This window comes from Kurthia populi, from assembly GCF_042686175.1.
GTDB lineage: Bacteria > Bacillota > Bacilli > Bacillales_A > Planococcaceae > Kurthia > Kurthia populi.
In genome coordinates this window covers 1-709 of the sequence record NZ_JBHUOR010000052.1, presented here as the reverse complement: position 1 = coordinate 709, position 709 = coordinate 1, and the positions used below count along the sequence as shown (strand labels likewise).

Sequence of the window (709 nt, the reverse complement as noted above, 5' to 3'; positions counted from 1 at the left end):
TAAATCCCTGTACAATCGCTAATTTTAATGCGCTCGTAAATTTCGTCATAAAAAAACCACACCTCCAATTGTTAGATTGTGTCTAACAATTGGGGTGCAGTTCATGGATACGCTGCCTTTTTTTGTATGTAGCTTATTTTTTTTGTTCGACTACTGCCATTGTACAGCGTGAAATACAAATTTGACGTTGCTGTTCGTCGACAATATCAATATTCCATACCATTGTTGAACGCCCGATATGAAGAGGTGTTGCGATGGCTGTCACGATACCGTCTCGTTTGCCGCGAATATGATTAGCATTAATTTCTAAGCCAACTGTATAATGCGTTTCTGGATTTACATTTAAAAAGGCCGCGATGGATGCAGCTGTTTCTGCTAACGCAACCGAGGCGCCACCATGTAATAATCCAAGTGGCTGATGTGTTTTAGGTCCAACCGGCATTGTACACACAACGCGCTCTTTCGTTAATTCTTGAAATTCTATCCCAAGCGTACCAATCAATGTTTGTTCTAAATGTTCTTTGCTCATAATTTGTTCTAATTGCATGAAAAAACCTCCTTTTCTTCTATTATAAACGTCCTCTATACAACAATGAACTTTTTTTATACGATAGATTGTCAAATTAACTGCACCACTTCACATTCAAATGCATCCTGTGTGGTATTCCAGTTGAGGCACTTTCTTGGTCGATTGTTGATCAATGAAAGT

The 709-nt window shown here is 38.6% G+C and carries 1 protein-coding gene; it reads right to left on the bottom strand.

The window, feature by feature from the left end:
• Positions 1–133: 133 nt before the first annotated feature.
• Positions 134–547 (bottom strand): hotdog fold thioesterase, encoded by a 414-nt coding sequence (locus tag ACFSY7_RS10290; protein WP_255512422.1) that lies wholly within the window; start codon positions 545–547, stop codon positions 134–136.
• Positions 548–709: the final 162 nt, after the last annotated feature.